Origin of the sequence: Flaviflexus equikiangi, from assembly GCF_014069875.1 — a bacterium.
Lineage (GTDB): Bacteria > Actinomycetota > Actinomycetes > Actinomycetales > Actinomycetaceae > Flaviflexus > Flaviflexus equikiangi.
The window spans coordinates 2,038,177-2,062,386 of record NZ_CP059676.1 but is presented as its reverse complement, the minus strand read 5'-3'; the positions used below and the strand labels follow the sequence as shown (position 1 = coordinate 2,062,386).

The 24,210-nt window shown below is 63.7% G+C and carries 22 protein-coding genes, 1 tRNA gene and 2 pseudogenes; 20 read left to right on the top strand and 5 right to left on the bottom strand.

The genetic code is table 11. From position 1 onward, the window contains the following. Positions 1 to 281: 281 nt before the first annotated feature. The 5 genes from H2O75_RS09495 to H2O75_RS09475 all read left to right on the top strand — a co-directional run bounded on the left by H2O75_RS09495 (position 282) and on the right by H2O75_RS09475 (position 4,322). Positions 282 to 1,853 (top strand): mechanosensitive ion channel family protein, encoded by a 1,572-nt coding sequence (locus H2O75_RS09495; RefSeq protein ID WP_182171327.1) that lies wholly within the window; start codon positions 282 to 284, stop codon positions 1,851 to 1,853. Beyond that, complete coding sequence (gene msrB, locus H2O75_RS09490; protein WP_182171325.1) at positions 1,850 to 2,275, top strand: peptide-methionine (R)-S-oxide reductase MsrB; 426 nt, start codon at positions 1,850 to 1,852, stop codon at positions 2,273 to 2,275. Before H2O75_RS09495 ends, msrB begins: the two co-directional genes overlap by 4 nt. Beyond that, complete coding sequence (locus H2O75_RS09485) at positions 2,262 to 3,005, top strand: endonuclease/exonuclease/phosphatase family protein (protein WP_182171323.1); 744 nt, start codon at positions 2,262 to 2,264, stop codon at positions 3,003 to 3,005. The genes msrB and H2O75_RS09485 overlap by 14 nt, the downstream gene beginning before the upstream one ends. An 81-nt stretch (positions 3,006 to 3,086) precedes the next feature. Next, complete coding sequence (locus H2O75_RS09480; protein WP_220462727.1) at positions 3,087 to 3,902, top strand: EamA family transporter; 816 nt, start codon at positions 3,087 to 3,089, stop codon at positions 3,900 to 3,902. Positions 3,903 to 4,061: 159 nt separating this feature from the next. Next, positions 4,062 to 4,322, top strand: a complete 261-nt coding sequence (locus tag H2O75_RS09475) for a GlsB/YeaQ/YmgE family stress response membrane protein (protein WP_182171321.1) — start codon at positions 4,062 to 4,064, stop codon at positions 4,320 to 4,322. A gap of 139 nt (positions 4,323 to 4,461) precedes the next feature. On the opposite strand, the gene H2O75_RS09470 is transcribed toward H2O75_RS09475, so the two are convergent. Next, positions 4,462 to 4,533, bottom strand: a tRNA-Lys gene (locus H2O75_RS09470). Positions 4,534 to 4,652: 119 nt separating this feature from the next. Here H2O75_RS09470 and H2O75_RS09465 point away from each other — a divergent pair. The 9 genes from H2O75_RS09465 (at position 4,653) to H2O75_RS09430 (ending at position 14,532) form a co-directional block, all read left to right on the top strand. Beyond that, positions 4,653 to 5,261 carry a hypothetical protein gene (locus H2O75_RS09465; protein ID WP_182171319.1) on the top strand — a complete coding sequence of 203 codons (609 nt, stop codon included), beginning with the start codon at positions 4,653 to 4,655 and terminating at the stop codon, positions 5,259 to 5,261. Next, positions 5,261 to 6,064, top strand: coding sequence for a mycothiol synthase (gene mshD / locus H2O75_RS10935; protein WP_259365245.1), 804 nt, complete (start codon positions 5,261 to 5,263; stop codon positions 6,062 to 6,064). Before H2O75_RS09465 ends, mshD begins: the two co-directional genes overlap by 1 nt. Positions 6,065 to 6,112: 48 nt before the next feature. Next, entirely contained in the window at positions 6,113 to 8,416 is a 2,304-nt protein-coding gene (locus tag H2O75_RS09460; RefSeq protein ID WP_240161781.1) for an RNA degradosome polyphosphate kinase, read from the top strand. Then, a complete protein-coding gene (locus H2O75_RS09455; RefSeq protein ID WP_182171317.1) occupies positions 8,413 to 9,390 on the top strand; it encodes an NUDIX hydrolase in 978 nt (325 codons plus the stop codon). Before H2O75_RS09460 ends, H2O75_RS09455 begins: the two co-directional genes overlap by 4 nt. Before the next feature lie 155 nt (positions 9,391 to 9,545). Continuing rightward, positions 9,546 to 10,742, top strand: coding sequence for a phosphate ABC transporter substrate-binding protein PstS (locus tag H2O75_RS09450; RefSeq protein WP_259365244.1), 1,197 nt, complete (start codon positions 9,546 to 9,548; stop codon positions 10,740 to 10,742). Positions 10,743 to 10,822: 80 nt separating this feature from the next. Next, on the top strand, positions 10,823 to 11,935 hold the full coding sequence (locus tag H2O75_RS09445) for a PstC family ABC transporter permease (protein ID WP_259365243.1): 1,113 nt from the start codon (positions 10,823 to 10,825) through the stop codon (positions 11,933 to 11,935). Further along, on the top strand, positions 11,932 to 13,020 hold the full coding sequence (gene pstA, locus H2O75_RS09440) for a phosphate ABC transporter permease PstA (RefSeq protein WP_182171313.1): 1,089 nt from the start codon (positions 11,932 to 11,934) through the stop codon (positions 13,018 to 13,020). Before H2O75_RS09445 ends, pstA begins: the two co-directional genes overlap by 4 nt. 33 nt (positions 13,021 to 13,053) lie before the next feature. After that, a complete protein-coding gene (pstB, locus tag H2O75_RS09435) occupies positions 13,054 to 13,833 on the top strand; it encodes a phosphate ABC transporter ATP-binding protein PstB (RefSeq protein WP_182171311.1) in 780 nt (259 codons plus the stop codon). Between the two features lie 120 nt (positions 13,834 to 13,953). Beyond that, positions 13,954 to 14,532 (top strand): cyclase family protein, encoded by a 579-nt coding sequence (locus H2O75_RS09430; RefSeq protein ID WP_259365242.1) that lies wholly within the window; start codon positions 13,954 to 13,956, stop codon positions 14,530 to 14,532. Between the two features lie 106 nt (positions 14,533 to 14,638). Here H2O75_RS09430 and H2O75_RS09425 read toward each other — a convergent pair. The 4 genes and pseudogenes from H2O75_RS09425 to H2O75_RS09410 form a co-directional block, all read right to left on the bottom strand. Then, positions 14,639 to 15,178: pseudogene (locus tag H2O75_RS09425) on the bottom strand (integrase core domain-containing protein); the annotation flags it as partial. A gap of 43 nt (positions 15,179 to 15,221) precedes the next feature. Further along, on the bottom strand, positions 15,222 to 16,466 hold the full coding sequence (locus H2O75_RS09420) for an IS256 family transposase (protein WP_182169453.1): 1,245 nt from the start codon (positions 16,464 to 16,466) through the stop codon (positions 15,222 to 15,224). A gap of 124 nt (positions 16,467 to 16,590) precedes the next feature. Next, positions 16,591 to 17,046: pseudogene (locus H2O75_RS09415) on the bottom strand (helix-turn-helix domain-containing protein); the annotation flags it as partial. A gap of 95 nt (positions 17,047 to 17,141) precedes the next feature. After that, on the bottom strand, positions 17,142 to 17,852 hold the full coding sequence (locus H2O75_RS09410; RefSeq protein ID WP_182171309.1) for a FadR/GntR family transcriptional regulator: 711 nt from the start codon (positions 17,850 to 17,852) through the stop codon (positions 17,142 to 17,144). A gap of 462 nt (positions 17,853 to 18,314) precedes the next feature. On the opposite strand from H2O75_RS09410, the gene H2O75_RS09405 reads away from it, so the two are divergent. From H2O75_RS09405 to H2O75_RS09380, 6 genes are all read left to right on the top strand, one after another. Beyond that, positions 18,315 to 19,064 (top strand): hypothetical protein, encoded by a 750-nt coding sequence (locus H2O75_RS09405; RefSeq protein WP_182171307.1) that lies wholly within the window; start codon positions 18,315 to 18,317, stop codon positions 19,062 to 19,064. 101 nt (positions 19,065 to 19,165) lie between these two features. After that, complete coding sequence (locus H2O75_RS09400) at positions 19,166 to 19,723, top strand: heme-binding beta-barrel domain-containing protein (RefSeq protein WP_182171305.1); 558 nt, start codon at positions 19,166 to 19,168, stop codon at positions 19,721 to 19,723. Beyond that, positions 19,720 to 20,781: a CAF17-like 4Fe-4S cluster assembly/insertion protein YgfZ gene (gene ygfZ / locus H2O75_RS09395; RefSeq protein WP_182171302.1), complete on the top strand. Its 1,062-nt coding sequence runs from the start codon at positions 19,720 to 19,722 to the stop codon at positions 20,779 to 20,781. Before H2O75_RS09400 ends, ygfZ begins: the two co-directional genes overlap by 4 nt. Then, the gene (locus tag H2O75_RS09390; protein ID WP_182171300.1) at positions 20,778 to 21,074 is read left to right on the top strand and encodes a DUF2516 family protein; all 297 of its coding nucleotides are present in this window, start codon (positions 20,778 to 20,780) and stop codon (positions 21,072 to 21,074) included. Before ygfZ ends, H2O75_RS09390 begins: the two co-directional genes overlap by 4 nt. Beyond that, positions 21,074 to 21,496 carry a D-aminoacyl-tRNA deacylase gene (gene dtd / locus H2O75_RS09385; protein ID WP_182171298.1) on the top strand — a complete coding sequence of 141 codons (423 nt, stop codon included), beginning with the start codon at positions 21,074 to 21,076 and terminating at the stop codon, positions 21,494 to 21,496. The genes H2O75_RS09390 and dtd overlap by 1 nt, the downstream gene beginning before the upstream one ends. Before the next feature lie 88 nt (positions 21,497 to 21,584). After that, positions 21,585 to 24,113, top strand: a complete 2,529-nt coding sequence (locus tag H2O75_RS09380) for an ATP-dependent Clp protease ATP-binding subunit (protein WP_182171296.1) — start codon at positions 21,585 to 21,587, stop codon at positions 24,111 to 24,113. The last annotated feature ends 97 nt before the right edge of the window (positions 24,114 to 24,210 follow it).

Here is a 24,210-nt window from a genome sequence, read left to right as displayed (position 1 = left end):
GAACGTTTCCGTTCCTTCCGGAGCCAGACCAGCATAACTAGAAAACTGCGTTCAATGCAAAGCGGATGATGTGTCCTTACTCACCGGATCCCGCCCGTGGCGGTGGAGGGGCGTTTTCCTCGGAGATGGACGGGAAGCGACAAGGCGATCGCACGGAGGCAACGAAGCGATAAGAGCCGCCCGTTCGGGCTGAACCAATCATGGGGAGCGGCTGTGATCTGCCGGATGTGAACATGTGGGCAGCCTCGAATGTCAGGCAGTGACTGGCTACTGTTGACACCATGAAGCTACTCCTGTCCCAGCTCGCATCTGTCGTCGACCCCACCGAGGATCCCACGGAGGAGACGCCGCTCGGCGAGAACGTGGAACAGGCCGTGACCGTCACCTTCGACATTGTCGGCACACTCCTGACGTGTCTCATCGGAGCCGTGCTCGGTTTGCTCCTGTCGATCCTTCTCATTGCTGTGGCGCAGGCAGTCTCGCGGCGCCATCCCATCGTTGAACCTGCCCTCGGTCCGCCGAAGCGTCCCTTCCAGTTGGCTTTAGCGCTGGCCGGCGCCTGGGTGGCCTTCGGCGTGAAGACGGCAGTGGATGACGGGGAGATCGAGCCCGGATGGCGGGGGCCGATCCTCCACGCCGGCATGATCGTCGTCATTCTCGCCGGAACCTGGTTCGTTGCCCGCGTCATGCTCGGCGTCGAGGCCGCTGTCGTACGGCATGTCGAACGGTCGGCAACGAAACGCGCTAAGCGGATCCAAACCCAGTTCCAGATCGTGCGCCGGGTACTCGTCGTCTCCATCTGGGTCATGGGCATCGCCGGCGTCCTCATGACGTACCCGACGGCCCGTGCCGCAGGAGCGTCGATCTTCGCCTCGGCCGGTGTCATCTCGGTCATCGCCGGTCTCGCGGCACAGTCAACGCTCGGCAACGTGTTTGCCGGACTCCAGGTGGCCTTCTCCGACTCGCTGCGCGTCGATGATGTCGTCATCGTCAACGGCGAATACTGCGTCGTCGAGGAGATCACCCTGACGTATGTCGTCGTCAAGGTGTGGGATGGCAGGCGGCTGATCGTCCCCTCCAGCAAGCTCACGACGGAGACGTTCGAGAACTGGACAAGACGCGATTCGGACATGATGGGCAAGGTCTATTTCGATCTGGACTGGCAGGTTCCCATCGATGCCATGAGGTCGGAGATGCACAGGTGCCTCCAGGCGAGTGACCTGTGGGATGGGAGGACGGCAGTCCTCCAGGTCGATTCCGCTGAAGGGGGCCGAGTTCGCATCGCGATCCTCGTATCCGCCGTCGATTCCGCGAAGCTGACCGACTTGAGGAACTACACGCGCGAACACATGGTCAAGTGGATCCAGGAAAGCGTCCCCAAAGCGCTCCCATACTCCCGCAACCTCTTCGCATCGATCGACGATCTCGAGACCGCTATCGCCGAATATCCCGATCCTGAGGTCTTCGTCGACGAGGAGCACCTGCCGAAGGCTCCCAAACCGGCTGTGCCGCACGAGGATGTGGACATGGAGGAGACGGTGATCCTCCCGCTCGACTATCTGCCGTTCCGCCGATCCCTGTCCGAACGTACCCCGCCCGAGTATTCCGAAGACGAGATAGCGTCCTCTCCGACGACGGCAGGTGTGACGACGACAAGCGTGAAGCCGGGACACGAGGCATCGATCTTCTCCGGCTCGCCCGAGGCCGAGAAGCGTGCCCAAGCATTCTCCGGCCCCGGGGAGGAAGCGATCGCCGAACGCGAAAGAAGGGCTGCGCAACGCAACGCCGTGCACGATGATGGGGAGACCGATCCTCAGCAGGAGGACACCGCCAACTCGAAGGAACCGACATGACCGACAAGAATTTTCTGACATTCTCTGAGAGTGACTGGCGCGAGCGTCTCGACCCCGCGTCCTACCAGGTTCTTCGAGAGGCTGGCACGGAGCGTCCCGGCACGGGCAGGCTCCTCAACGAGGGCAGGGAGGGCACGTATGCCTGTAAGGCATGCGGCACGGTGCTGTTCGATGCTGGCACGAAGTTCGATGCTCATTGCGGATGGCCGAGCTTCTATGAGGCGAAAGACGGCGCCGTCTCATTCATCGAGGATCGTACCCTCGGCATGGTCCGCACCGAAGTCAGGTGCGCCGCCTGCGATTCGCACCTGGGGCACATCTTCCCCGATGCTCCCCAGACCCCGACGGGCAACCGGTACTGCATGAACTCGGTGTCACTCACCTTCGTCCCGGCCGATGGTGGGGACGTTGTCGAGGGCTGACCTCACGGTCCTCACCCTCAACCTCCAGCAGGGCAAACCACCCGAGCAGTTCGCGGCAGGATTGGCCGAGATCGCGGCCCTGCGCCCCGATGTCGTCCTCGTCCAGGAGGCGGACCGCGGTTCGCTCCTGAGCGGCCGAGTGGACCATACGGGGCTCGTCGCGGCGGCCTGCGGGCTCGAGCACTGGCAGTTCCTGCCAGGCCGGAGCACGTGGGCAACCGTTCTCCCGTTCCTCAACCCGCGGCGCAAGGATGTGGGCGAGAACGGTACCGGGGTCGGTATCGCTTCCCGCTATCCGGCGACGTGGCACGCACACCATCTCGAGACGAAGCGTCCGCTTCCCCGCCGTCGAGGATTCCACGTCGACATGGACCAGCCGAGGCAGGTCCTCGCGGCGACTCTGGCTGTCGGTGACACGACGGTGACAGTCGCTTCCACCCATCTGTCATGGCATGAGGGAGTGGGGGAGGACCAGCTCCGCCAGGTCGAGGACTTCCTCCAGACACTCCCGGGGCCACGGATACTCGGCGGGGACTTCAACCAGAGAACCAACGTGTCGATCTGGCCGAGCCTCTGCACGGGGCCCACCTATCCTGCACATCGTCCCCGCTTCCAGCTCGACTATCTGGTCAGCGATCTCCCCGCTATCCGCGCCGAGATCCACCGATTCTCCTTCTCTGACCACCGGGGCGTCCTTGCCACGGTATCCATCGCCGACGAAGGTCAATGACCGGTCGCACCAATCCGCGTGCGGGTGTCGAACGCGTGGTCCGATGACGCACGGCTGACCGATCGGGGCCATACTGGCTGGGTGAAGAATGTGTCCGCCATGCTCCTGTCGGGGCTGTCCCAGTACGTCGGCGCCTCAATCGCCATCGGCCTCTTCGTCACCGCGTCGGGGCTGGCGGTCGGATGGGGGCGAATCTTCTTCGCGGCCCTTTTTCTTCTCGCCTGGCGCCGGCCCTGGACATACCCTCACAAGCTGCGTGCCCTGGCCTTCGGCCTTGCCCTCGGTGGGATGAATATCCTCTTCTACCTCGCGATCGCCCGGATCCCCCTCGGCACGGCTGTTGCGCTCGAGTTTCTCGGCCCCGTCCTCCTCGCAAGCGCGGCGCGGACGCGCAGATCCACGATCGCGGTCGTCCTTGTCGCCACCGGCGTCTTCCTCATCTCCTGGGTGGGTCTCGATCTGTCAGATCCTGATGTTGCGCTGGGTTTCGTCTTCGCACTCGTTGCAGGCCTGTGCTGGGTTGCGTACATGCTTCTCGGCAGCAGGGTGGCTGGATCGGCTAACGGGATCGACGGGCTCGCGGTCGCCATGGCAGGCGCCGCCATTGTCTTCAGTCCTCTCGCGCTGCCAGAACTCGTCGGGATCCGTCCCACACTCTCGTTCTGGCTGACCCTCGTCTTCGTGGCGCTGCTGTCATCCGCCGTTCCGTACGTCATCGACCAAGTCGTGCTCCGAGACGTTCCGGCAACGACATTCGCGATCCTCAACTCGATTCTCCCTGCCATGAGCACGGTCGTCGGATTCGTCATGCTGCGCCAGCTGCCCTCGAGCGGCGAACTCCTTGGCCTTGTGCTCATCTCCCTCGCAGTCTTCATCGCAAGCTACCGAAAGGCTTGAGCACGCCCCCGCTTGAGTGCGGAAAGGCCCTCAAAGATCCCCACTTCTGGGCGATTTCAGCCCAATTGTCCTCATAACGCGCGCTCTGACGATTTTCCCTTTAGTGTGTACAGGCACGGAGCTATACAGGTAGTTCCCAGAATCTAGGAGGTAAATGCCATGGGTATTTTCGCCACGATCATTGTTGGCGCCATCATTGGTGCCCTCGCACGCTTCTTCATGAAGGGCGACCAGAACATCGGTGTCCTGTGGACGGTTATTCTCGGTGCCGGTGGCACCGCGCTCGGCTGGTGGCTCGTCGAGGGCCCTATGGGTTCCGATTCGACCATCCTCAAGTGGATCGTCTCCATCGTTCTCGCCATCGTCCTCATCTCGCTCTACCTCGGTGTGTCCAACCGTGGAGCATCGCGTAGGCGCTAAGCCTTAGCGTGACAAATGCCAGTGGGTCGGATTCCGGCCCACTGGCATTGTCATATCCGCTTCAAAACAGCGTTCCGCCGAGCAGCGGGTAGAAAGAGCTTTCCCCGGCCTGTCAGTGACAGACCGGGGAAAACGGGGGTAGGCCCCGTGGGATTCGAACCCACAACCTACGGATTAAAAGTCCGGAGCTCTACCATTGAGCTAGAGGCCCACAGCTCCTTGCGGAACCGAAAATATCCTAGCACTTCAAATGCTTCGCGAAGGTCCTGAATACGCGGGCTGTGATGAGGGACAATAAAGAAACTCAACTTTCGAATGAGGGAGGACATCATGAACAAGCGTCCACGCAGGCCGGCCCAGATTGATCCGGAGCAGGTCGAATACCTCACGGGCGAGCCGGATCCTGCCCAGATCTCCGAGATCGCCCATGCTGCAGCCCAAGCCCTCGTTCCAACCTCATCGCGGCAGAACATCGATGATGATGTTCGTGAGCGGATCCTTGAGCTCCTCGACGAAGAGGGCATCGATCTCGTTGCTGAAGCCTGGGTTCGCGCACCCTCCGATACGCTCGGCGGGGTGCTGTGGCGGGGATATCTCCTGCGGGAATGGATCCGCCGGGAACCGGCAGATGTGGCTCGCCGCTTCGCGGCAAGCCAGGCCATAGCCGAGGAGAACGGACAGGAGCTCCCATGGACTCCCGCCGATATCCGGGAGCGATGGGATGCTGTCTTCTCGGGAGCCGGCGCGGAGGGCTTCACGGAGCTCCTCTCGGATTCGGGTGCCTTCGCGGGTGTCCTCGGTGATCTCGATGCCGTGTGGATCTCGTCCGATAATCACGACCTTGCGACCCACGTGACGCGGCGCAACGACGCTCTGCTGGAAACGGCGAAGGAGCTCACTCTTGGCGCCGCCGCATTCGACGATGGGCGTCTCGACTGATGCGGATCTCGACAGCTCGACCACCGGTCGATGCTTTCACGGAGTTCGCCGCTCTTGTCGAACAGCATGACGGTGTGGAGGCTTTCGGTGAAGCCTCCCACCGTGATGTTCGCGAAGACCGTCCGGCGCGCTACATGGCGATGTACGAGGATCGACTGATCGCACTTGCCTGCATGGGCAAGGAGGGCAGTGAACTGGCAGTCCACCCCGACCACCGCGATCAGGGTCTCGGCAGGCACCTCGTCGAGCACGTCTCCCAGACGGTATCGCCGATGAGACTGTGGTCGCACGGCAATCTTCCCGCGGCGCAGGCGCTCGCGGCCAGCACGCGCCTCGCCCCGGTCCGCGAGCTGCGCCAGCTCTCGACCCTCCTGCAGGATGCTGGTCGTCCAGAAGCGCGCGGCGATGTCTCGCTGCGGCCCTATACGGATCGTGATGCTGAGGATCTGGTCGCGGTGAATGCTCGCGCTTTCGCGCATCACCCCGAGCAGGGTGCGATGACGGCGGACGATATTCCCGCCAGCGGCGGCGAGATCACGCTCGCCGTTGCGGGAGATGACGTGGTCGGCTTCTACTGGCTCAAGCGCGATCCTGCTGAGCTCTATGTGCTCGGAATCGATCCGGAGTGGCAGGGGAGGGGCTTGGGCGGCTGGCTCACCCGGCACTGCCTGGCCGATCTTCGTGAGGGCGGTGCTTCGACTGCCATGCTCTATGTGGAGGGCGATAACGAAGCGGCCTTGGCGACGTATGCTCGGGCGGGTTTCGACGTGGCGCGCCGCGACATTCAATACGAGTTGGCCTAAAGTGTGGGACGGATTTCTCCGTCCGGTGTGACGTGGGAGGATAACGATATGGATAGTGAGCTCAACGCGGCACTGAACGACGCGGACGATGTTGTCGATTTCGAAACCGAAATGGATGCTGTTGACGACACGGAGGACGAGCTTGCTCGGCGCGCCAGAATACAGGCGGCTGCGCGGACGGGTTCTCCCGTCCCCATCTCGTCGCTCGCGGAGCAGGCCGAGCAGAGCGACGATGACGGTGAGACCGACCTTCCGGACGGGAGATTTGCGGAGCGTGAACTGTCCTGGCTGGCCTTCAACGAGAGGGTCCTCGAACAGGCTGAAGATCTGAGCCTGCCGCTGCTCGAACGCGCCTGGTTCCTTGCGATCTTCGCCTCCAACCTCGACGAGTTCTTCATGGTTCGAGTTGCCGGGTTGAAGAGGCGCATCGCAACCGGGCTGGCAGTGCAGTCCGTGGCGGGGCTGTCTCCCCGGCAGGTCATGGACGGCATCGCCGTGCGTGCCCACGAGCTCATGGATCGCCATGCTCGCGTGTTCTCGGAGGATGTGAAGCCGAAGCTGGCCGAGGAGGGCATTGACATCCTGCACTGGGGTCAGCTCGACGAGAGCCAGCACGATCGGCTCCGCAAGTTCTTCCGCAGCCAGATCTTCCCGGTGCTCACCCCGCTCGCGGTCGATCCCGCCCACCCGTTCCCCTACATCTCCGGCCTTTCCCTCAATCTTGCGGTCGTCGTGCGGAACCCGAAGACGGGCAAGGAGCATTTCGCGCGAGTCAAGGTTCCTCCGCTGCTCCCGCGCTTCATCGCCGTCGATGTCAACGGGCGCCCCTACCGGCCTGAGGATGTTCCCACGGTCGGCGGGCATACGGCCTACGTGCCGCTCGAAGAGGTCATCGGTGCCCATCTCGATGCTCTGTTCCCGGGGATGGAGGTCGTCGAATACGACACCTTCCGGGTGACACGCAATGAAGACGTCGAGGTCGAGGAAGACGATGCCGAGAACCTGCTGACGGCCCTCGAGAAGGAGCTCACGAGGCGGCGCTTCGGTCCCGCGGTGCGGCTCGAGGTCGCGGAGGGGATCTCCAACCATGTCCTCAATCTGCTCGTGCGGGAGCTCGGCGTCCGAGACTCGGATGTGTACCGGTTGCCGACGCCGCTCGACCTGACGGGGCTCAACGTCATCCATGATCTGGATCGGCCGGAGCTGAAGTACAAGAAGTTCGTTCCCGTCACGCCGAAGGGCCTGGCGGAGGTGGAGTCGTCCACCCCGACGAACTTCTTCGACGCCATCAGGGAGCAGGACATCCTCCTCCACCACCCCTACGAGTCGTTCTCCACCTCCGTCCAGCAGTTTATCGCCCAGGCGGCCGCTGATCCGAAGGTTCTCGCCGTCAAGCAGACCCTGTACCGCACCTCGGGTGACTCTCCCATCGTGGATTCCCTCATCAAGGCCGCGCGGGCCGGCAAGCAGGTCCTGGCGATTGTCGAGATCAAGGCGCGCTTCGATGAGGCCGCCAATATCGAGTGGGCTCGGAAGCTGGAGCGTGCCGGCGTCCACGTGGTCTACGGAATCGTGGGCCTGAAGACGCACTGCAAGATCTGCCTGGTCGTGCGCCAGGAAGAGGACGGCCTGCGGCGCTACTGCCACGTGGGCACCGGCAACTATCATCCGAAGACGGCGCGAGGCTACGAGGATCTGGGAATCCTCACATCCAACCGCGATGTCGGGCAGGATCTGACGAGACTCTTCAACCAGCTGTCGGGCTATGCTCCGCGGACGAAGTTCCATCGCCTCCTGGTGGCCCCTCGCACGGTGCGGCCGGGCCTGCTCGAGCGGATCGATCGCGAGATCGCCAATAAGCAGGCGGGCAAGGAGGCGTGGATCAAGATGAAGGTCAACGCCCTTGTCGACGAGACCACGATCGACGCGCTCTACCGCGCCTCCCAGGCGGGTGTCCCCGTCGCGATCCAGGTTCGCGGCATCTGTGCCCTGCGGGCCGGGATTCCAGGCCTGTCCGAGAACATCACCGTCCGGTCGATCCTCGGGCGCTTCCTCGAGCACTCCCGTGTGTTCGCGTTCTGCAACGAGGGGGATCCGGATGTCTTCATCGGCTCCGCGGACCTCATGCACAGGAACCTGGATCGTCGCGTCGAGGCTCTCATCAAGATCTCCGATCCTGCGCACAGCGCGCACCTCATCGAGCTGCTGGAGATGGCGACGGCAGACACGACGGCCTCCTGGCATCTCGAGCCGGAAGGCTGGAGGCGGGTCGATACGGACAAGAACGGGGAACGGCTCATCGACATTCAGGAATACCTCATGGCTAAGGCACGGTCGAAGGTCAAGAGTTGAGATCTGATGTCCTCGCGGCGGGCGCCCTCGTGTGGCGCCGCCGGGGCCGGGATGTCGAGGTGCTCCTCGTGCACCGGCCGCGCTATGACGACTGGTCGATCCCGAAGGGGAAGCTCCACAACGGTGAAGACGTCCAGGTCGCTGCCGTGCGTGAAGTGGAGGAGGAGACGGGTGTCGCCATCTCCCTCGGCCAGCCCCTCGGCAAAGTGGCCTATCGGCTGGGCGATGGGAGGAAGAAGATCACCCACTATTGGGTGGGATGTCCGCTGTCGACCGATTCCGCTGTCTACCGAGTGCGGCCAGCCGTATCTCCCGCGAAGCGCAGCGAGATCGACGACGTGCGGTGGGTGTCGTCGAAGAAGGCCTTCGGGATGCTCTCCCAGGAGTCGGATCGAGACCTGCTGGGCAAGCTCATGGACCAGCACGCGGATGACAAGCTGTCGACGTGGACGCTCCTCGTCGTGCGGCATTCGCGGGCCATGAAGCGCTCCGCATGGAAAGGCGGGAAGGGCCCCGAAGAGACCCGCCCGCTGACTGCGGTGGGTGCGAAGCATGCGAAAGAGCTCATCCCACTCCTGTCCTCGTACGGCGTGACCAGGGTCGTGTCGAGCCCGTGGGAACGGTGCATGGCGACCATGCGGCCGTTCGCGAAGGCAGTGGGCGTGGAGATCGAGGAGCGGGACGAACTCACCGAGTCCGCCCACGAGAAGAAGCCCCGCCCCGTCTACCGGCTCATCGATCAGCTCCTGCGGAAGAACGATTCTGCCGTTGCCGTGTGCGCCCACCGGCCCACGCTTCCGACGATCGTGGAAGCCTTCCAGAACAGGGCTCCGCATGCCATCATCAAGCAGGTTCCGACAACTGATCCCTGGCTGAAGACCGGGGAGGTGCTGATCGCGCACGTCTCCCAGCGCAAGGGGCACAAGGCGCACATCGTCGCCCTGGAAAAAGTGCGTCCGTCCGTTTTGACCTAGAAAGTCGAGAAGGAACCACCCGCCTGTGTCCCGCATCACATAACCGTTCACCGTTCGTTAACCTCGAACGGGTTTGTTGGTCACCATCCGCGCCTAGCGTTGATCTCGGTCCGGAGCCCCGCGCTCCACCCACTATCTGAAGGATGGAATCCACTGTGAACATCACCCGTTCTCGCAAGGCCGCATCGCTCGCACTCGCCGGTGCCCTTGCCGTCACTCTCGCCGCCTGCTCCGATACCTCGGAAGGCGAGGAAACCCCGGACGTCACGACAGACGCGACTGACGAGCAGACCGAAGAGGAGACCGCGGACGACGAGGCTTCGACCGAAGCCGGCGGATCATCCGAGCTTCCCACCCCGATCGCAGATCTCGGCGTCTCCGGCTCCCTCAACGGATCGGGCGCTTCCTCCCAGGCGAACGCCCAGCAGGCATGGCGCGACAACTTCTCCGCTGACTTCGGTGTGACCGTGAACTACAACCCGACCGGGTCGGGCACGGGCCGCGAGCAGTTCATCGGCGGGGCCGTCTCGTTCGCCGGCACCGACTCGATCCTCGATGAGGAAGAGCTCGCGGCGGCCGCTCAGCGCTGCGGCTCCGACATCGTGGAGCTTCCGCTCTACATCTCTCCCATCGCCATCGCCTACAACGTGCCGGGTGTCGACAGCCTCAACCTGTCCGCCGCCAACGTTGCCGCCATCTTCTCCGGTGAGATCACGAACTGGAACGATGAGGCGATCGCCGCCGACAACGAGGGCGTCGAGCTGCCCGATCTCGAGATCGTCCCCGTCAACCGCGCCGATGACTCCGGCACGACCGAGAACTTCGTCCAGTACATCATCGAGGCCGCCGGTGACGAGGCATGGCCGTACGAGGCTGCTGATGCGTGGCCGATCTCGGGCACCCAGTCCGCAGAGAAGACGAGCGGTGTCGTCGACCTGACCGCCCAGACCGAGGGTGCCATCACCTACGCTGACGCCTCCCAGATCGGTGACCTTCCGGCCGCCAACGTCGAGGTCAACGGCGAGTTCCTCGCGTACTCACCCGAGGCTGCGGCCGCGATCGTCGACGGCTCTGAGCCGACCGCGGACGCGACGGACCTCATCCTCACGGTGGATCTCAAGCGGGACGGCTCCATCGCCGACGCATACCCGGTTGTCATGATCTCCTACATCGTCGCGTGCACCGAGTACGAGGACGCCCAGGAAGCCGCGAACGTCAAGGGCTACCTCTCCTACATGGCATCCGACGAGGGTCAGCAGGCCGCCACGGCCGCCGGCGGCGGCAACGCCCCGATCTCCGACGACCTCCAGTCCCGCGTCTTTCCGGCCATCGATGCAATCGTCACCGAGTAGTCTGCTCTCGCAATCCATTCAATAGCCTGACGGCGGGCTGGCACGATGCCAGTCCGCCTTCAGGGCGTTAGGAGTTTCGCGTGTCTTTGACAACGAGAGACGAAGTCAAGAAGTCCAGATCTGTCGGGTCGCGGGGCGATAAGACGTTCCGGGGTTTCGCCTACGGTGCCGGCATCGCCATCCTCGTCCTGCTCGGAGCGGTCGCCTTCTTCCTCCTCATCCAGTCGTATCAGGTCTATACGGCGTCGATGGAGGAGATCCAGGCCGATGTGGGCTTCGCCCGCGTCGGCAGCGAGCCGATCTCCTTCTGGAGCTTCGCGGCACGCGCGCTCTGGGGCACGGTCCTGTCCTCCCTCATGGCTCTCGTCATCGCCGTACCCCTTGCGATCGGCATCGCCCTCTTCATCTCCCACTATGCTCCTCGTCGTCTCGCCCAGTTCCTCGGCTATGTCATCGACCTGCTGGCCGCGATTCCGTCGATCATCTACGGCATGTGGGGAATGTCGACCCTCGAGCCGATGCTGAGGCCGATCTTCTCGTGGATCGAGGTCACGTTCCGGCCGTGGCTTGTTCGCCTCGCCGGCGAAGAGGTCCAGGTCGACGGGGATGCTGTGTGGCAGGGCGGCCTGCCCGGCTTCAACTATGCGGCCGAGCATTGGGACTGGTGGCCGATCACTCCCGATCTGGTCGACATGTCGGCTGGTCCCGCCCGCAACCTTGCCATGGGTTCCGTCATTCTCGCGATCATGATCCTGCCGATCATCACGGCCCTGTGCCGTGAGGTCTTCATCCAGACTCCGCGCCTGCAGGAAGAGGCCGCGATGGCACTGGGAGCGACCCGGTGGGAGATGATCACGATGACCGTCCTCCCCATGGGACGTTCCGGCATGGTGTCTGCCGCGATGCTCGGCCTCGGCCGAGCCCTCGGCGAGACGATGGCGCTCCTCATGGTCCTGTCCGCAGGCCTTGAGATCAACTTCAAGATCTTCGGGGTGGGCCAGCATTCGACCATTGCCTCCCAGATCGCCCTGCGCTGGCCCGAGGCCAGTGCAGGCACGCCGGACAATCCGTCTCTCGAACAGCCCTTCCTCATCGCCTTGGGCCTGCTGCTGTTCGTTCTCACATTCGTCGTCAACTTCATCGCGCGCGCTATCGTCAACCGCCGCAAGGACTTCTCGGGGGCCAACGCATGAGTCTCGCAACGCAAGAAAAGACCCCCCGCCAGGATGTGAGCCACGGCAAGCGACTGCCCCGGTACTTCACTCCCGTCGCGATCGCGCTCGCGGCGGCGGCTGCGATGGTGGTGCTCAACGGCTGGGGCACGGAGGGCATCACTCCCACCGCGACGGCTGTTCTCACGATCGTCTTCTATCTCGTCCTCTCCACGATCATCTCCTTCGCGGTGGAGGGCCGGCGGTATGCGACGGACAGGATGGTCTCCGGCCTGATCGTCACCGCGTTCATCATCGCCGTCGCGCCTCTCATCTCCCTTATCTGGATGGTGATCTCCAACGGCTACAGCGAGCTGACGTGGGAGTTCCTCACGAACGACCGCAACGGCCTCACTCTCGCGGATCACGCGACGGGAGCGGGCCACGCCCTCGTGGGCACGCTTCTCATCACCGGCACGACGGCTCTGATCGCCGTCCCCCTCGGTGTCATGACGGCTGTCTATCTTGTCGAGTACGGTCGCGGCCCCCTGGCACGGACCGTCACGTTCCTTGTCGACATCATGACCGGCATCCCCTCCATCGTCGCCGGCCTGTTCGCGGCGGCGATGATCCCGACGATCGCGGAGTACTTCGTCGGGTCCTCAGCTGCGCTGCAGATGAAGACTGGCTTCATGGGCTCGGTCGCGCTCGTCGTCCTCATGACTCCGATCGTCATCCGCAACACGGAGGAGATGCTGCGGATCGTCCCGAACGAGCTCCGGGAGGCCTCCTATGCTCTGGGCGTGACGAAGTCGCGGACGATCACGAAGGTCGTGCTGCGGACCGCCCTCCCCGGCATCGTCTCCGGCGTCGTCATCGCCGTCGCCCGCATCATCGGCGAAACCGCACCGCTTCTCATCACCACCGGCACGACGAACGTGTTCAACTGGAACCTGTTCACCGGATACATGGAGACGCTCCCGACCTACGTGTACTCGTCCTGGTCGAATCAGGCCACGCGAGAACTCGCATGGTCCGGCGCTCTCACCCTGATTCTCCTCGTGCTCCTGCTCAACCTCGTTGCCCGCATCATTGCCAAGGCGTTCGCGCCGAAGGGCGAAAAGTAGGCCGCCCTTGCGGCCCCCGGAAGGAACAAACCTGTGAACGAAGGCATTGACGTCTCGAACCTCAACATCTACTACGGCGACTTTCTCGCTGTCGAAGATGTCTCGATGCATATCGCACCCCGCGCCACGACTGCTCTCATCGGCCCCTCGGGCTGCGGAAAGTCGACCTTCCTCAGGTCGTTGAACCGCATGCACGAGGTGATCCCCGGTGCGCGCGTCGAAGGCGATGCCATCATCGATGGCAAGAACATTTACGGCCCCGGCGTCGACCCTGTCGATGTTCGCGCCTCTGTCGGCATGGTCTTCCAGCGGGCCAACCCGTTCCCCACCATGTCGATCGCCGATAATGTTCTGGCGGGTGCGAAGCTGAACTCGAAGCGGATGAGCAAGTCGGAAGCGGAGGAGCTTGTCGAGTTCTCGCTCCGGGGCGCCAACCTGTGGGAGGAAGTGAAGGACCGCCTGGGACGCCCCGGGTCGTCCCTCTCGGGAGGCCAGCAGCAGCGCCTCTGCATCGCCCGCGCCATCGCCGTCAAGCCTGACGTGCTGCTCATGGACGAGCCGTGCTCTGCCCTCGACCCGATCTCGACCCTCGCGATCGAGGACCTGATCCGGGAGCTCGAGAAGGACTACACGATCGTCATCGTCACGCACAACATGCAGCAGGCGGCCCGTGTTTCGTCGATGACAGGGTTCTTCAACATCGAGGGCACCGGCAAGCCCGGGCATCTCATCGAGTACGACACGACGGACAAGATCTTCTCGAACCCGTCGAAGAAGGCCACCGAGGACTACGTGTCCGGCCGATTCGGGTGACGCGGAGGCCCGCCGGGAGATGTCTCGGCGGGCCCCAGCATCGGAGCATGAGCCGACCCTCTTGTGAGAGATCAGAGGTCTAAGGTTTCTTTGTTGTCACGCTCACAATGAAGGAGAACAATGATGTTCGTACACCTGTCGCACGTGCTCGACCCCAACGATGTTGCCCGGCCGGGAGAGCCAGTCATCAGCATCGAGCAAGACACACACCTCTCCGAGACGGGTAAGCCGTTCAACTCCCACCTCATCTCCCTGCCGAACCACTTCGGGACCCACATGGATGGGCCGCGCCACTTCAATACGGAAGGGGTGCCGTTCGACGAGCTGCCCATCGAGAAATTCGCCTACCTGGGGGAGGAAATCCTGCTCGTCGACCTGCCGCACCGCAACGGCCCGGACGAGATCGTCACGAAGGAAGACCTCGAGCCTTTCGCAGGCGACCTCAAGGGCAAGCGCCTCCTGCTGATCCGCACCGGCTTCGAAGAGAAGCGGACGAGCGATCCCCACATGTACCAGAACAACGGCGTCAGCCTTCATTCGGGCCTGTCGAAGTGGCTGTGCGGAGAGTTCCCCGAGCTCGACTGCATCGGCATGGACTGGATGTCGATCGCCGCCCCGACGAACGATCGGGGCCCGAAGCGCACCGCTGGCTCCTCGGCAACTACTCCGACCACATCATCGTCGGCATCGAGGACATGAGCATGAAGGCGATCGGGGACAAGACGATCAAGCTCGTCACGCTCGGGCCGCTCCGGATCAAGGGAGTCGATTCATCGCAGGTGAACGCGATGGCGCTGCTCGAGGACTAGTTGTAGTTCCCAGTGAGGTTGTGAACACGATCCGAGGGAGTCTGCCCACCGATCCCGGTATGGGGTCGATGATGATTGTAGTGATGTAGCCAGGCATCGTACGTTGCGGCCCTGGCTTCATCACTGACATACATAGCCGCGTACGCCCACTCTGCAGTAAGTGTGCGGTTGAACCGTTCAACTTTCCCATTAGTTTGCGGCCGATACGGGCGAGTAAATCGATGCTTTACCTCTGGGCCCAAAGCAATTCTGAAGGCGTGTGAGCGGTAGCATGCCCCGTTGTCAGTCATCACCGCGGAAACGGTTACGCCGGCCTGGGCGAAGAAAGCACGGGCGCGTTCCCAGAACCCAGACGCAGTTTCTTTCTTCTCATTAGAGAGGATCTCGGAATACGCGAGCCGGGAATAATCATCGACTGCGTGATGCAGGTAGGCGTACCCGCGTCCGGGTCTTCCATGGCCAGTGTTATGTTTCTTTCCGGCCTGTCGGCCAAGCATGCGATGCCCACCACCGTCGGGGATACGGGTCAAGTCCCTTTGAGTGGTGTAGCCGGTGTTCCTTCGGTTCTTCAATTAGTGGTTAGGCGGTCAGTTCGAGAGGATCGTCGCTCACCTCGTCTGTGGTCTCGGGAAGCATGTGGAGGCGGCTTCTGGCGAGAACGTCGAGGCTGAGGTAGCGGCGCCCTTCGGCCCATTCATCGGTCTGCTCGGCCAGGACCGCACCGACCAGGCGGATGATCGCCTCTCGGTTGGGGAAGATCCCCACCGAATCGGTGCGGCGACGGATCTCGCGGTTGAGGCGCTCATTGGGGTTGTTGGACCAGATCTGGGCCCACACCCCGGTCGGGAAACCGGTGAAGGCAAGGATATCGGCACGTGCGCCGTCCAGATGATCGTGAGCTTCAGGGAGCTTATCGCCGACGTAGTCCAAGAGCCGGTCGAATTGGGCGTGGACACTGGCTGCGTCGGGCTGGTCGTAGACCGAGTGCAGCATCGCTTTGACTGCCGGCCAGTAGCTCTTGGGGCACACGCTCATCAGGTTCGCGGCGTAGTGCGTGCGGCATCGCTGCCAGGACGCACCCGGCAGGTTCGCTGCGACCGCCTCGATCAGGCCCGCATGAGCATCAGAAGTCACTAAACGCACGCCGGTCAGGCCGCGTGCGACGAGGTCGGCGAAGAAGGAGTTCCATGCCGCCCCGGTCTCACTGGTCGCAACCCGCAGGCCGAGGACTTCACGCCTACCATCGGCATTGACGCCGGTAGCGATGAGGACGACCGCGTTAATCACACGCCCGCCCTCGCGGACCTTCATGGTCAGCGCGTCAGCAGCGACGAACGTGAACGGGCCGGCCTCATCGAGCGGGCGGTGACGGAACTGGTCCACGTGCTCGTCCAGGTCAGTAGCCATGCGCGAGACCTGCGACTTCGACAGGGAATGAATACCCAGGGTTTTCACGAGCTTATCCATCCGCCGAGTGCTGACGCCGGCGAGGTAGCAGTCAGCCACGACCGTGATCAGTGCTGTTTCGGCTCGTTTTCTGCGCTCGAGCAGCCAGTCGGGAAAATATGTGCCCGATCTGAGTTTTGGGACAGCAACATCCACTGTGCCGACCCGGGTGTCCAGGGGCCGGTGGCGGTAGCCGTTGCGCTGGGTGCGGCGGTCGGGGCTGGGCTTGCCCCATTCCGCCCCGACCACGGCATCGGCGTCTGCTGAAAGCAGGGCGTTGATCATGGCCTGCAGCAGATCGCGCATCAAGTCCGGGGATGCTTCGGCCAGGGCTTCACGGAGCAGGCCTGCAGGGTCGATAATATGAGGAGCGGTCATCGTGGCGATGTCCTTTCGAGTGGGAAGTAGAGAGCTTTCTCGAAGGATCCCACGGTGACCGTGTCCACGTCAGCAACGACGCTCACGACCACCCCGGGGGCTACACCACTCTAAGGGGCACTACTGGGATACGACCAAGCTTCTTGATATCGACATGCACGAGCTCACCCGGTGCCTGCTTCTCGTAGCGTACGATCCGTGGCTTTCGCACTGGCAACCCGGTCGCCTGATCAACATGAGCGAGTAGGGGCATCTGGTAGCGGGCGAGGACACGCTCGATCGTCGAGCGCGGGATGCCAAGGCGGTAACTGATGCGGTGAGGCCCCCACCTGCGGGTGAAGCGCAGCGAGATGATGCGACGCTCACGTCGTTTCGGGAGTCGTGTGGGTGAATGATGCGGCCGCGACGAACGGTCGGTGAGGGGTTCACCGGCCCGGTATCTGGACGCCCATTTCGAAGCGGTCGCGGGTGAGACCTGGAATCGTTCGGCCGCGCGTCTGATCGACCACCCATCATCGACGATTAGGGCGGCGAGGCGTTTTCTGCCGATTGGGGTGAGGGGTGCGTTAGCGTGGGACATGAAGACCTCCGGGTCAGGATGCGTGTGTGGTAACCCACATCCTGCCGGAGGTCTTCATCTAACTCGAGCGTTCACAACGTCCCAAGGAACTACAACTAGTCCGTCACGGGCTGGTCGGGCAGATAGGCTGCGATGTCGTCCCTCGTCTGGGTCATATGCTTCCGCATCGCATCTTTCGCCCGCGCCTCATCGCCATCGACGATGGCGGAGAGGATGATGCGGTGATGCTCGGCCGCCCGGCGTCGGATCCGGGAGTCGGCACTCGTCTGCTTCCGTGATGCTGAGAGAGCATCCTGAAGAGGATGCATGATGACGGACAGGAACGGATTCGCGCTCGCTTCCAGAATCGTCGTGTGGAAAGCGAGATCGGCTTTTGCGATCGTGTCGATGTCGCCCGTCTCGGCCGCATCCTCGAACATGGTGAGAAGCTCCGTGAGGACAGCGATATCGTCGTCGGTGCGGTTGCGCGCGGCAAGGCCGCACGCGCCCACCTCGATCATGCGGCGCAGCTCGATGAGCTGCAGGCCGATCTCGCGAGGGGACTGGGAGCGGCCTAATGCTTCCACCATGGCGGGAAGATCGGTCCAGCTGGCCACGGGATTGACGAACGTGCCGCGCCCGTGGATAACGCGCAGGACGCCCTTCGTCGACAGTGAGCGAACGGCCTCTCTCATCGTCGGGCGAGAAACCTCGAGCATCGTCGCCAGATCCGCCTCGGGCGGCAGCGCTTCGCCCACGGGAAACTCGCCGGAATGAATCCGGGCTAAAATGGCGTCAATGGCTGATGTGACCCGATCAACCGGCATGTGCACTCCTTTGTCCTTGCCGCTCGATTGTCTCACGCCAGCCCCAGGCCCCGTGCCGGACCCTCAATGATGGTGGTGTGGTTGGCGTCACCATAGTGTGGCAAGTGGTGCCGAGAGGTGTCCCTCCGCTCACAATGCGGGGACAATAAGTTAGCGTCGGCATTGCCGACGCTAACTTGAGCGACACCGAACCGGATAGCGCCTGTCGGCGCGTAGGCCGCTCGTAGCGGCAATAGTTGGAGCCCGGGGCTTTCGCGATCCGATGTCGTACCCATATTCTTGCGGGCTTTCCCGCACGCGTCAACCTGTGGCGGCAATCACGTCCACTCTCTATCCTCCGTGCATTCGCCCGTCCCATTTCTGCACCAAATTGCAGGCAAGATCTGGCTCCTGGCGACTCGACGAGGAGGCTCGTGTCGAATAAGGAGCGGGAGCGGGCGGGCGGCGTGGCAAGATCAAGGGGTGAAGAGTGGAATTGAGATGCGGATGAGTTCGCGAGCCCGTGCCGGCACGAGCCTGGCGGGCGCAGGAGTGCTTCTCGGCGCTGTTGCGCTCGGACCGATCGCGACAACGGCTGCAGGTATCGCCATCGGCGTCGTCCTCGCGGTGGGGTGGCCGTTCCTCATCGACCTGCCCAACCCTGGCACCGCCAGGCGTGTCATCGCGGCCTTCTCCGTCGCGTCCGGGGCCGTCGGATACTTCCTCGGAGTCCGCGAACTCGTGTTCCTTGCCGGCCTCACCGTGATCGTCGGCTTCGTGGCGGAGATGGCGAGACGAGACGGACGTCCGCGCCTCCTCGAACAGATCTCGGGAACCGTCTCCGGCTCCATCCTTGCCCTCATGACTGCCCTGTGGACGAGGACGGTCGTCGTGGATGCGGATGGTCGCGTGGCCGCCAGTGCCGTGCTGACCGCGGTTGCTGTGGCCCTTCTCCTCGACGTCCTCATCCCGCACTCCCTCCGGCACGTCCGCCACATCGTCTACATGGTCGGCGGTTTCCTCGGGGGACTCGGCTTCATGCTCGTCGCCGACATCGCCTGGTACGTGGCCGCCGCGGCCGGTTTCGTCGCGGGCGCGATCCTCGCGATCTTCGACTCGATCCTGCGCAGGCTCCCACCTGCCACCAGGCGGAGGCCGGGAGCCGCCCTGGCGATGGTTCCGCTCTGCGTCGCGGCCGTCGTCGCCTATACGCTCGTCCTCGTCATCTCCTGAGCTACGCCCGCGGCGAACGTCCCTCCGTCTGCGAGCGCTTCGGCCCCGTCGTCCGAGAGTGACGCTTCTGGAACGCTTCCCCGGTTCGCTACTGTAGAGACATGTTTGAGATTCCCGATAATCTGGCCCCCGAGACCTATCCGATGGCATGGCTGGTCGGCACGTGGCGCGGCTATGGCATGCTCGGCTACCCCGGCATCGACGATGCTGCCATCATCTGCGATCTCGAGATCCACAACGACGGCGGGCCCTACCTGACGGTCACGTCGACGTGGACGCTGGCGAACGAGAACCCGGACGACATCGATAAGGAGCTGCCGGGCTCCGTTGGGGTGTCGCAGCTGACCGAGAACCGCCGCTGGCAGGTCGCCTCCGGCTACCTTCGCCAGTCTCCCGAGAAAGAGGGCGACGTCGAAGCGATGATCGCCACCCCGGACGGCCGGGTCGCGCTCTACATCGGCACAGTCAAGGCGCCCCGCATGACACTCATCTCCGATGCGATGGTGCGCTCCGCGGCGGGAGCAGAGGTGAACGCCAGCAGCCTCCAGGTCGGCCTTGTCGAATCGGATCTCCTCTTCGCGTACGACATGGCGGCCTTCGGCGAGGAGATGCAGTCCTACGCCGCGGGCAGGCTCTCACGCGTCCGGGAGGACATGTGAAGCCGAGCGAGCGTCCCGGCGCCGTCCTCGGGGACGGCATCGATGCTCCCGTCCCCGCCCACTACGGCTCACCCGCCAGGGAGCAGCGCGCCCTCCTCGCGGGCACGGCACTCGTCGACCTGTCCCACATGGAGGTGGTGACCGTGACGGGCCAGGACCGGCTCACGTGGGTCCACAGCCTGACAACCCAGCACCTGACGGGGCTGACGCCGGGGGAATCGACAGAGACCATCCTGTTGAGCGCGGAGGGTCGGATCCAGGTGCCAGCCTTCGTCCAGGACGACGGCGAGACCCTCTACCTCATCACCGATGTCGGGCAGGGAGAGGAGCTGCGGGCTTTCCTCCAGTCCATGAAGTTCATGATGAGAGTAGACGTCGCACTCCGCGACGACCTCAGCCTCCTCGGCGGATACGGTTCCGAGACCGTGCCGCGGGCGATCCTCACGTGGCGTGACCCCTGGCCCGCCGTCCCAGCATCATCCGTCGCCTACGGAGCCGACCCGGATCAGCATCCTGCGCGCGGACACGACCGCTATTTGGCCCTCGTGCCGGCCGCTGACCTCGAGGCCGCTCTCGACGAGTGGGAGGGCACGATGGCGGGCATGCTCGCGTGGGAAGCTCAGCGGATCGTCGATCTGCGGCCCCGGCCAGCCCTCGATGTTGACGACAAGTCCCTCCCGCACGAATGGGACTGGCTCCGCTCTGCCGTCCACCTCGACAAGGGCTGCTACCGCGGCCAAGAGGCCGTTGCGCGCACCGTCAACCTCGGACGCCCCCCACGGCGCGCAGTCCTCCTCCAACTCGATGGCTCCGCAGAGCGCCTCCCTGCCGCAGGATCCGAGATCCTATGGGGAGAGAAGACGGTCGGGAAGATCACGAGCGCGGGGCGCGACATGGACGAGGGGCCCGTCGGCCTCGGTCTGCTCAAGCGCAACACGCCGCTCGACGCCCAGCTCGCCATCGATGGCATACCCGCGCTCGCGGAGGTCATCGTCAACCCGGACGGCAGGACGGCACTGTCCTACGATCGCCCCAAGATACGAAAGCTTGCGCCATGATCGGGATGCTCTTCAACTACTTCGTCATCGCCCTGTTCCTGTGGGCGATCGTCGATGCCGCGACGCGGCCGAAAGATGCCTTCCCGTGGGCGGGAACCATGAGCAAGTGGGCGTGGGTAGCGGCACTGCTGGGCGGACTCGCACTCCGCGCCGGACTCATGCCCTTCCGCATCCCCGGTTCCTTCCTCATCTCGCTCGCATGCTTCATCCTTGTCATCTACTATCTCGGCACGATCAAGCCGAAGCTCGATGACAGCCCCCGCCGCGGGCCCAGGGATCGGGGCTCCTGGTAGTGCGGGCAGTGATCAGCCGCGTCGCCTCCGCCAGCGTCAGCGTCGACGGCGAGACCGTGTCCACCATCGGCCCCGGCCTGCTCGTCCTGCTCGGCGTCACCGCGGACGACGGTGATCGCGAGATCGAACTCACCGCGCGGAAGATCGCCGACCTGCGCGTGTTCGAGGATGAGAGCGTGACGGAACGGGGCGGGGAGATCCTCCTCGTCTCCCAGTTCACGCTCTACGGGGATATCCGGAAAGGCCGGCGGCCCTCGTGGTCGCACGCCGCGCCGGGTCCCGTTGCGGAACCAGTCTATGAGGCGGTCGCGCGCAGGCTCGAGAGCGCCCACGGCCTCGTCGTCAAGACGGGCGTCTTCGGCGCGATGATGGCAGTGGAAAGCGTCAACGACGGCCCCTTCACCCTGTGGTGGGAATGCTAGGCAGATAACGGCTAACGCCAGTGGCGAACACGGGCATAGCACTCCCGCATCGACAGTTAGAGTTGGTGAAGCTATTAAAGGAGGCGCAATGTTCGAACGGTTTACTGACCGTGCGCGGCGCGTGATCGTGCTTGCCCAGGATGAGGCTCGGAACCTCAAGCACAAATACCTGGGCACCGAGCATATTCTGCTCGGCCTTATCCGCGAGGGTGAGGGTGTGGCAGCGAAGTCCCTCGAGGCACTCGAGATCTCGCTGGATGACGTACGTGTCCAGGTTATTGACATTATTGGCGAGGGGAACGAAGCTCCCTCCGGCCATATCCCCTTCACTCCGCGGGCGAAGAAGGTCCTCGAGTACGCACTGCGCGAGGGCCTGCAGCTCGGCCACTCGTACATCGGTACCGAACACCTCCTCCTCGGCCTGCTCCGCGAGCAGGACGGCGTGGCCGCCAAGGTCCTCGTCAAGCTCGGCGCCGACCTGCCGCGAGTACGCCAGCAGGTCAACCAGCTGATGAGCGGATACCAGGGCAAGGAGACCGTCGGAGTGGGCAGCGGCCCGCGAGAGGGCCAGAAGGCCGGCTCGACGATTCTTGACCAGTTCGGCCGCAACCTCACGCATGCGGCACGCGAGCGCAAGCTCGATCCCGTCATCGGACGCATGCTCGAAACCGAGAGGGTCATGCAGATCCTGTCCCGCCGCACGAAGAACAACCCTGTTCTCATCGGCGAACCGGGCGTGGGCAAGACGGCCGTGGTGGAGGGACTCGCCCAGTCCATCGCCTCCGGCGACGTGCCCGAGACCCTCCGCGACAAGCAGCTGTACGCCCTGGACATGGGCTCCCTCGTGGCGGGTTCCCGCTACCGCGGCGACTTCGAAGAGCGTCTGAAGAAGATCCTCAAGGAAGTGAACACCCGCGGAGACATCATCCTCTTCATCGACGAGGTGCACACCATGGTGGGCGCCGGTGCGGCGGAGGGCGCGCTCGATGCGGCGTCCCTGCTCAAGCCGATGATGGCACGCGGCGAACTCCAGATCATCGGTGCCACGACACTCGACGAGTACCGCAAGCACATCGAGAAGGATGCCGCCCTCGAACGCCGATTCCAGCCGATCCAGGTGGATCAGCCGACCGTGGAGCAGACGATCGACATCCTTCGCGGACTGCGCGATCGGTATGAAGCCTTCCACCGCGTCACCATCACGGATGATGCGATCGAGCAGGCCGCAACGCTGTCCGACCGCTACGTCAACGACCGCTTCCTCCCCGATAAGGCCATCGACCTCATCGACGAAGCGGGAGCCCGCCTCGCCATCCGGAAGATGACGGCCCCGCCGGAGCTGCGCGACCTCGACGAGAAGATCGCCGATGTTCGCAAGCAGAAGGAAGCCGCGATCGACGGGCAGGACTTCGAGAAGGCCGCCGCTCTGCGCGACACCGAGCAGCGTCTTGCCGAGGAGCGTGCCGAGAAGGACAAGGCCTGGAAGTCGGGAGACATGGATCAGGTGTCCGTCGTCGACGGCGATCTCATCGGCGAAGTTCTCGCGATGTCCACCGGTATCCCCGTCTTCAAGCTCACCGAGGCGGAATCCGCGAAGCTCCTGCGCATGGAAGAGGAGCTGCACAAGCGGATCGTCGGCCAGGACGATGCGATTCGTTCCTTGTCCCAGGCTATCCGCCGCACGCGTGCAGGCCTCAAGGATCCGAAGCGTCCGGGCGGTTCGTTCATCTTCGCCGGCCCGACCGGCGTCGGCAAGACGGAGCTCGCGAAGGCTCTCGCCGAGTTCATGTTCGGCGACGAGGATGCCCTCATCACGCTCGACATGTCGGAGTACGCGGAGAAGCACACGGTCTCGCGACTGTTCGGTGCCCCTCCCGGGTATGTCGGATATGAAGACGGCGGTCAGCTGACCGAGAAGGTTCGACGCCGTCCGTTCTCCGTCATCCTCTTCGACGAGGTCGAGAAGGCACACCAGGATCTCTTCAACTCCCTGCTGCAGATCCTCGAAGAGGGACGCCTCACGGACTCGCAGGGTCGTGTCGTCGACTTCAAGAACACGGTCATCATCATGACGACCAACCTTGGCACGAAGGACATCGCGCGTTCGCAGAACACGGGCTTCCAGGTCACGGGCGACACGATGGCGTCCTACGACCGGATGAAGACGAAGGTGAACGACGAGCTCAAGCAGCACTTCCGTCCCGAGTTCCTCAACCGTGTCGACGAGATCATCGTGTTCCCGCAGCTCTCCCGCGACGAGGTCCTCAAGATCGTCGATCTCATGATCGCGCAGCTGTCCGAGCGTCTCGCCGACCAGGACATGCTGATCGAGATCACGCAGGAGGCGAAGGAACTGCTCGCGGAGCGCGGCTACGACCCCGTTCTCGGTGCGCGTCCCCTCCGCCGCGCCATCCAGCGCGAAATCGAGGACACGCTGTCGGAGAAGATCCTCTTCGGCGATCTCAAGCCGGGCCAGACCATCAAGGTCGGGGTCGATCAGGACAACATTCCGATGTCCTTCACCTTCGAGGGTGAATCGGTCGACGAGGTCCTCGAGGAACAGATCAACGAGGCGGTCGACGCACTCGACGACACCGCACTCGAAGCGGGCCAGTAGTCACGAGAGAAGGTGGGGAGCAGAGCAATCTGCTCCCCACCTTCTGCGTACCGGCACTCGATAACACACCGCCGCCACACCCGCCTCCACTAAACTC

Bases quoted from the DNA above. Each gene is read 5' to 3' on its own strand.
- H2O75_RS09495 (WP_182171327.1), top strand. From the start codon at position 282: ATGAAGCTACTCCTGTCCCAGCTCGCATCTGTCGTCGACCCCACCGAG.
- msrB (WP_182171325.1), top strand. From the start codon at position 1,850: ATGACCGACAAGAATTTTCTGACATTCTCTGAGAGTGACTGGCGCGAG.
- H2O75_RS09475 (WP_182171321.1), top strand. From the start codon at position 4,062: ATGGGTATTTTCGCCACGATCATTGTTGGCGCCATCATTGGTGCCCTC.
- H2O75_RS09465 (WP_182171319.1), top strand. From the start codon at position 4,653: ATGAACAAGCGTCCACGCAGGCCGGCCCAGATTGATCCGGAGCAGGTC.
- mshD (WP_259365245.1), top strand. From the start codon at position 5,261: ATGCGGATCTCGACAGCTCGACCACCGGTCGATGCTTTCACGGAGTTC.
- H2O75_RS09460 (WP_240161781.1), top strand. From the start codon at position 6,113: ATGGATAGTGAGCTCAACGCGGCACTGAACGACGCGGACGATGTTGTC.
- pstA (WP_182171313.1), top strand. From the start codon at position 11,932: ATGAGTCTCGCAACGCAAGAAAAGACCCCCCGCCAGGATGTGAGCCAC.
- H2O75_RS09430 (WP_259365242.1), top strand. From the start codon at position 13,954: ATGATGTTCGTACACCTGTCGCACGTGCTCGACCCCAACGATGTTGCC.
- H2O75_RS09420 (WP_182169453.1), bottom strand. From the start codon at position 16,466: ATGACCGCTCCTCATATTATCGACCCTGCAGGCCTGCTCCGTGAAGCC.
- H2O75_RS09410 (WP_182171309.1), bottom strand. From the start codon at position 17,852: ATGCCGGTTGATCGGGTCACATCAGCCATTGACGCCATTTTAGCCCGG.
- H2O75_RS09400 (WP_182171305.1), top strand. From the start codon at position 19,166: ATGTTTGAGATTCCCGATAATCTGGCCCCCGAGACCTATCCGATGGCA.
- H2O75_RS09390 (WP_182171300.1), top strand. From the start codon at position 20,778: ATGATCGGGATGCTCTTCAACTACTTCGTCATCGCCCTGTTCCTGTGG.
- H2O75_RS09380 (WP_182171296.1), top strand. From the start codon at position 21,585: ATGTTCGAACGGTTTACTGACCGTGCGCGGCGCGTGATCGTGCTTGCC.